The 2978-nt window shown below is 53.8% G+C and carries 1 protein-coding gene; it reads left to right on the top strand.

Translation table 11 applies throughout. The annotated features are described in order from the left end of the window. Positions 1 to 783 precede the first annotated feature (783 nt). Positions 784 to 2978 (top strand): VaFE repeat-containing surface-anchored protein (locus ADM64_RS11165; protein ID WP_049192910.1); only part of this gene is annotated, 2195 nt, incomplete at its 3' end.

Genomic DNA, 2978 nt, shown 5'->3' with positions numbered 1-2978 from the left:
TATCCATGATGCAATGACCGCCTGACCCTACCGCCCGAAAAATGTCCTGAAAGCGTCATAAACTCGCACAGTTTCACATTTGCAGTCCCCTATTCAGTCGCGTTTTACATAACGTGATCTGTTGGAATGCCGTGAATCAGACCCATTTTTGTCTATTAACCGCGGATGGAGAGGTTGGGGCGGAGAGGCGATTATTTATGCAGCCGCAATTAGCACACAATTATGTGGCTTATTAAATGATGTCCGGGGATTCTTTTGTAAATAGTCTTGAGACATCATTTTTGCTCTTAGAGATTTATTGGCTTGCATTTTCATTAGGTGGGGGTGGGGTGTCATTTGTGCCGTAACTCACAATTATGAAAATCGTGACATGGGAGACATTCTAACCCAAATTAATGGGCGGGGATTCATTGAAAAAACTTCATATGCGCAGGTTGATCGTGATTTTATGGGTTGAATGGCTAGGTGTCGTGGCGAAAGGTGGAACTTCGGCATGTGTGTGGTGTCCAAATGTCCACCCCAGAAAAAATATGCAAACAACAATTATTGACATTGAAATAAAAGACAATAGGGGTGGCAATTAAATGGCTCAACAAACATAAAATGTATTTGTTATATTCGGGGGCGGCCAACGCTATAAATGAGAATTAGAAGGCGATGTCAACTGGGCTACCTGTGATGGGGGCTGGAGACGCTTATGCGTGGTCATTGATTGTTCATTGAAGGCTGGAAAGGTAGCGAAAGGTGTATAACGCACTGAAATCGAAGGAAGGGGGAGGGCTCATGTTCGGTCGTTTTACAAACGAGAAGCGCTGGTTGGCGCTTTTTAGCTTCATGGCTGTGCTCGCTCTTTTCTTCGCTAAATCTCCAATAATTGCGCATGCGCAGGATGCAGAAGACACTGGCGAAACCCTGACAATCCAGAAGATTTTGAGTGTTCCTGGAACCGTTAAGGGTGTTGAAGCCAATGGAAATGTCCGTGATTTTGAGCCACTCATTGCGGCATTTGACGAGGCGGCAACTCCATTTGGTAGCCACAAAATGGGTTACTGCATTGAGGCCAGCGTCGCCGGTGATCTTTATGACACCGGTCGTGTGCAGAACTTCAGTCAGTTCTCGCGCAGTACAGATACCAATAACAAGCTGCGGAACGACTTTGACCGATACCGGAAGCTCAACTGGATTGCGCACCACGGTTCTCCAGCTGTTGGTTTGGATGAACTGGGGAAGGCAGCTGGAGTTAAAGGACGTCTGAAAGTGCTGGACGCCAATAACGCAACTCAATTCGCTCTGTGGCACTTCTCCGATGGCATTGACTTCTCCCAGGGCATTCACAACCCATCGACGAAGGCTGTCTACGACTACCTCACTGGTCCGGCTAACGTCGGTCAGGGCACTGTCGATGGCACGAACCGCACTGGCTACATTTTCAACAATGGTAAGAAACAAGACATCATTGTGATTGACAATGTCACTCCGTCTTCCGGTGAAGTTCCGGCAGAGCCGACGAAGCCGTCCGAGCCAGAAAAGCCAACCGAACCGGAGCAGCCAACCGAACCGGAAAAGCCGACTACTCCGACCACGCCTGCGGAGACCACGACCCCGTCCGAGTCGACCAAGCCGTCCGAGCCGGAGAAGCCGACCACGCGTAAGCCGTCGATCTCCACTCAGGCTCGCCTGAACGGCAACAAGATTGTTGCGGGCGCTGTGGTTAAGGACATCGTGAAGTTCACCGACCTGGTTCCGGGTAAGAACTACCGCCTGGACGCCACCCTGGTGGACAAGACCAATGCTGATCGCATCTTGGGGACCGGCAGCGTGGAATTCACTCCGGAGACCTCTTCGGGTGAGCAGGCTGTCATGATTACCGTCTCCGATGATGTAGATGAGCCGGTTACCGCTGCTGTTGCATTTGAAAAGCTGACCTCGACAGAGGTCACCGCCGATGGCCAGGACAACACCGATGGTCAGCGGGTAGAAATCGCTACCCACGAGGACATCAACGACGCAGCTCAGACCGTTCACGGCGAAAAGCCGGAGCAGCCGTCGACCTCCGAAGAGACCCCGACGAGCGAAGAGACAACCGAGGAGACGACCGAGGAGACAACGGAGCCGTCGTCCAGCGAGACCACTACTTCTGAGACCAGTGAGTCTGAGACTCCGACGACGTCGGAAAGCGAAGAGCAGCCGAGCTCATCGACGACTACTCCTAACACCTCCGAGTCCACGAAGCCGGCCGCTCCGACGGAACCGACCGAGCCGACTGACAGCACTGAGTCGCAGACCACGGAACCGACGGAGCCGACTGAGACTACCGAACCGTCTAAGCCGAGCGAACCCGCTGATACGCCGCTGGAGCCGGAGCTGCGCACGGTAGCCGAGCTTCAGGGCAACCGCATTGAGGCTAATGCCAAGGTTGTCGACACCGTGCATTTCGAGGGCCTGGTGCCTGGTAAGAACTACACCCTCTCCGGTGAACTGGTTAATAAGGCTGATGGCTCTGTGATTGGTCATGGCGAGGCGACGTTCAAGCCGACGTCGGCAAGCGGTACTGTGACTGTCACTCTTGAGGTGTCTGACTCTGTTAAGACTCCTGTTGCTGAGGCTGTAGTGTTCGAGCACCTGACCTCTGATGAGGTTGACTCGACTGGTAAGGAAAGCGCTGGTCAGGTCAATGAGATCGCTGACCACGCAGATATCAACGACGCTAGCCAGACCGTGACCGGCGAGGTTCCGGAGAAGCCGGAAGACACTCCGACTGAGGAAAGCGAAACTCCGTCCGAGGAGACGACCGCACCGGAGACCAGCTCGACTGAGCCGACCACGTCCACGGTTCCGGCAACGCCGAGCGACGATGAGCCGTCCGAGCAGCCGGAGACGACACAGCCGGAAGAGCCGTCTGAGACGACAACTCCGTCTACGTCCGAGTCCGAAAAGCCGAGCAAGCCGACTAAGCCCGCTCAGCCGGAAAAGCCGTC

The sequence above is a fragment of the Corynebacterium sp. 401_CJEI genome, from assembly GCF_001076435.1.
GTDB classification, from domain to species: domain Bacteria; phylum Actinomycetota; class Actinomycetes; order Mycobacteriales; family Mycobacteriaceae; genus Corynebacterium; species Corynebacterium jeikeium_D.
The sequence above is the reverse complement of the archived record's forward strand: the minus strand, read 5'-3'. Positions and strand labels throughout refer to the sequence as shown.